The organism is Natronomonas sp., assembly GCF_036625485.1.
In the GTDB taxonomy this organism is placed as follows: domain Archaea; phylum Halobacteriota; class Halobacteria; order Halobacteriales; family Haloarculaceae; genus Natronomonas.
On sequence record NZ_JAZKTR010000205.1, the window covers coordinates 1 to 3,607 of the forward strand.

4 protein-coding genes are annotated in these 3,607 nt (G+C 64.0%); 1 reads left to right on the forward strand and 3 read right to left on the reverse strand.

Features of this window, described 5'->3' with window-relative positions:
* Together V5A53_RS13780 and V5A53_RS13785 are read right to left on the reverse strand one after the other, a co-directional pair.
* The coding region (locus V5A53_RS13780) for a YegP family protein (RefSeq protein WP_442928703.1) at positions 1-713 on the reverse strand (713 nt) is incomplete at its 3' end.
* Positions 714-969: 256 nt separating this feature from the next.
* On the reverse strand, positions 970-1,560 hold the full coding sequence (locus V5A53_RS13785; protein WP_332314194.1) for a 50S ribosomal protein L15e: 591 nt from the start codon (positions 1,558-1,560) through the stop codon (positions 970-972).
* A gap of 305 nt (positions 1,561-1,865) precedes the next feature.
* Here V5A53_RS13785 and V5A53_RS13790 point away from each other — a divergent pair, with 305 nt between their 5' ends.
* Positions 1,866-2,543, forward strand: coding sequence for a nitroreductase family protein (locus V5A53_RS13790; protein ID WP_332314195.1), 678 nt, complete (start codon positions 1,866-1,868; stop codon positions 2,541-2,543).
* A 188-nt stretch (positions 2,544-2,731) separates the two neighbouring features.
* Here V5A53_RS13790 and V5A53_RS13795 read toward each other — a convergent pair.
* A partial coding sequence (locus V5A53_RS13795; RefSeq protein ID WP_332314196.1) for a serine/threonine-protein kinase RIO2 occupies positions 2,732-3,607 on the reverse strand: 876 nt, incomplete at its 5' end.

Below are 3,607 nucleotides of genomic sequence, written 5' to 3' on the forward strand. Positions count from 1 at the left end.
TCGGCGATGATGTTGCCGTTGTAGTGGCGGAGCCGCCAGCGGTCGCCGCCGGCCCGGTCCTCGAAGAGTTCGAAACGGGCCTTCGACTGCCGGAGGGCTTCGAGTTCGGCTGCGGAGGCCTCGGCGGCCGCCTGCGCCTCCTCGTGTTCCTTGCGCGTGCTGGCGAGTTCTTCGCGGGTTTCGGCGGCTTCACGCTCCCGTTCCTCCCGGGCGATTCGCTCGCTTTTCGGTTCCGTTTCGGCACGCGACAGCATGGGTACCAGTACGGCGCCCGTGGCGATGATGGCCAGCCCGAGGACGTACACGGCGATGACGCCGGTGTTGCCCGTCGCGAAGGTCCAGCCGGCCGGATAGACTGTCAGGAACCACACGAGCGCGACCAGGCAGACGGCCATTCCGAGGTAAGTCAGATAGGTCGCCATCCGTCGAAGCGGTAGTCTGAGTGCGACACCGCCGAGGATGAGCGGAATACCGCCGGCCGCCAGTACGATACCTGCCTGCCTGACCGTCCAGAAGGTTGCCGGGTCGTTGACCGAGGGTCGCTGGGTCACCAGCGTCGAACTGTAGAGGAACAGCGCGACGCCGACCACGCTCGCGAGGAAGCCGACTACGAACAGCCAGTAGCCGTACACCTCGTCGTCGGTACCGGGTTCGGTGATGCGCTCGCGATAGAACCCCGCGAGTGCGCCGTCGTTACTCTGTCGTTTTGCCATACCGCCAAACTTCTCGGGGATAAGACATAAAGGTTCCCACAGTTCAGTGAGCTGGTTCTAATGCCGGTATATGGGTCTTAAAAGCCGGCATACGGTGGCTGTTTCGTCTTAAAAGTAGGTTGATAGATTCACTTTATGTGACAGGTGTTAGCACGTGGCTAACTGAATCGCAGCCGATACGATCGGTTTCGACCGCGAGCCCGGGCGCTCTGTGACGTCGGAACGAACGCGAAAACGGGGGAAGAACCGGAGCGGCTTACTTGCCGCGACGGCTGTCCGAGCGGAGGCTCGGGCGGGTGTGTTCGGTACCCTTGCCGCGCTTCTGCTGGCCACGGCCGCGCTGGCCGGCGGAGGTACGGCCACGGAAGGCGCGGCCGCGGTGGCTGTCGTCGCAGATCCAGTTGAGATCGTCGTCGTTCTGGATCGCGCCGTGTTCGGGGTCGAGCAGGATTACCTCGAACCACTTCTGGGAGCCGTCTTCACCGACCCAGTAGCTGTTGAGGACCCGCAGGTTGCGGAACTTCCGGGAGGAACGCTCCTCGGCGATGCGCTGGAGGTTCTTCCGGCGGGTGATCTTGTTGACACCCTGACGCTTCGACCGGCGGCCGGCCTTGAAGCGCTGTTTGCGAGCGGTACCTTTGCGGACCGACACCCGGGCGACGACGACGCCCTGCTTGGCCTTGTAGCCGAGCGAACGGGCCTTGTCGAGGCGGGTGGGGCGTTCGACGCGCTCGATGGCGCCCTGGTCGCGCCACTCCTGCTGGCGCTGCCACTGTAGTTCCGCGAGCTTTCCGTCCTTGGGCGTCTGCCACGCCTCTCGGATGTGCGAATAGAAGCTTCGTGCCATAGTGTTTCACCACGGGCGTTGCGTGGTTCAATTCACACCACGGCGACGCCGTGGCGCGAATCACATCCCGACCTGCGTAGACAGGTGCCCGCTGGTGCCCGTCGTCCAGCGAGTTATCGATATTTCCCTACGATACCGGTTAAGGGCTTCGAAAGCCGGTGGTGGTAGCCATCGCAGGCGAGGCCGGTCGCGCTGTCGCTCCCCCGCGTGACTGTGACTCCCATTACCCGGTCACACGCCTGATACCGGGTGATAGAGGGGTTAGCGAGAGTATTTCCGATGCAATCGACTACGTGGCGACACACGTGAAGTCCCCATCCAACGCCGCTGCTGGTGCCGCCGAGATCGACGCCGAAACCGACGCGACGTTCCCGAACGCCATCGAGGCCCTCCGGACGCGACGCTCCGGGCACAACTTCGACCCCGAGACCGACATCGACGATGCAACGCTGGAGGCCCTCGTCGAGGACGCGACGCTCGCGCCCTCGTCGTACAACCTCCAGCCGTGGGAGTTCGTCGCCGTCCAGGACGAGGACCGCCTCGACGAACTCGTCGACCTCGCCTACGGGCAGGAACACATCCGAGCGGCCGGCACCGCCGTCCTCGTCGTCGGCCACGACGAACCCAAGACCGCCGACCGCGTCTTCGACGAGTGGGTCGAGGCCGGTCGGATGGACGCCGAAACCGCCGAGGCGACCAAGGAACAGACCCTCGCGATGTACGACGACGAGCGCATGGGTCGGGACTACGCGGTCCGAAACGCCTCGCTGGCCGCACAGAACTTCCTGCTTTCCGCCCACGCGCGTGGCCTCGCCGCCACGCCGATGATCGGCTTCGACAGCGAGGGCGTCGCCGAGTTCCTCGAACTCCCCGAGGAGGGCGTTCCCGTCGTCCTCATCGCCGTCGGTCCGAGCGGCGGCGACGAACCCGAGCGACTCCCCCGACGCGACGTCGAGGAAGTCCTCCACCGCGAAACCTTCTAAGCGGTTTCCGTCTGTCACATTGCGGTTTTGCCGTTTCGAGTCCGTAGCGACAGCGTTCGACTCGCCGTGGCCGACTGCCTCAGCCGCTACCGCCTCGATTCTATATCGCGAACTCTGGTTTATGGCGGATTCGACGCGCTTCTTCTCGAACACACAAAATACAGCTAAAAACGCCGAAACGAGGCTATTCAGGCGAAATTCCGGGCCGTCTCGAACTCATCGTCCGCGAGCGCGCCCGCGAGGGCGGCGCGGTCGACTTCCGGCGTCTCGCGGGGGTACTTCCGCTCGAAGTAGCCGACGATGTTGTCGACGTCTCGCTGCAGCAGTTCCTCGCTGTTCTCGTGTTCGGTGGGCACCGACTGGGGCCAGTCGAAGACGGTCACGCCCTCGCTGGAGACGAAGACGTTGTACTCGCTCATGTCGGCGTGGACGTAGCCCTCCCGGTAGGCAGTCGCCATCTCCTCGAGGATCAGATCGAGGACGCCGACGACCTGCTGGGATTCAAGTTTCGCCTGTGAGAGTTCGACGCCGTCGAGTTTCTCCATTATCAGGGCGTGGCGGTTCTGGTCGACGGGGCGGGGGACCGAGACTTCGGGATAGAGGGTTTCGAGGGCCTCGTACTCCCGTTCGGCGGCCTTTCGGGCGGTGTAGAACCACGAACGGTGCTCCTTGTCGGCGGTGTACTCCCGCTCCTTCTGGACCTCTCGGAAGTTCGTGTAGCCTTCGCGGTGATATTTGAGGGCCAGCGACTGGAACGAGCGGGCCTCGTAGACGTCGCTTTCCTTGCCCACACCCAGGGGTGCGCCGACGCCATCGATGGTGTCGCGCTCGGAGAAGGTCCGCAACGCGAGGGCGTCGTATCCCTCGAAGGTGAGCCGATAGCCGGTGTACTGGATCGTCTTCCGCTCGACGAGTTCTCGGTCCATACAGCGGTCGACGCGGTAGGTGACCTCCTCCTCGTCGAGTCGGGAGAACTTGGGGAGTTTCCCCTCGCTGACCCACCGCGAAAACCGCATCCCGTGTTCGATACCCGAGAGCAGATGGAAATCGTCTTCCTCCAACTC

Bases quoted from the DNA above. Each gene is read 5' to 3' on its own strand.
- V5A53_RS13785 (WP_332314194.1), bottom strand. From the start codon at position 1,560: ATGGCACGAAGCTTCTATTCGCACATCCGAGAGGCGTGGCAGACGCCC.